The organism is uncultured Algibacter sp., assembly GCF_947495675.1.
Lineage (GTDB): Bacteria > Bacteroidota > Bacteroidia > Flavobacteriales > Flavobacteriaceae > Algibacter_B.
Map to the genome: position 1 here is coordinate 1 of NZ_CANLZX010000113.1, position 216 is coordinate 216.

Here is a 216-nt window from a genome sequence, read left to right on the forward strand (position 1 = left end):
TTCATAACAAGCTGTCGCTGGTTCTGCTGGTTGAGACCCTGTTACTTCCCACATACATGATGTAGTATTGAAAGTCGAAGTTTCATAACAAGCCGTAGCTGGTTCAGCTGGTTGAGACCCTGTTACTTCCCACATACACGATGTAGTGTTAAAAGTCGCTGTTTCATAACAAGCTGTCGCTGGTTCAGCCGGTTGAGACCCAGTTACTTCCCACAT

The 216-nt window shown here is 45.8% G+C and carries 1 protein-coding gene; it reads right to left on the reverse strand.

Features of this window, described 5'->3' with window-relative positions:
• Positions 1–216, reverse strand: a 216-nt coding sequence (locus Q0842_RS16295; protein ID WP_298500581.1) for a hypothetical protein, incomplete at both ends; no start/stop codon positions are given.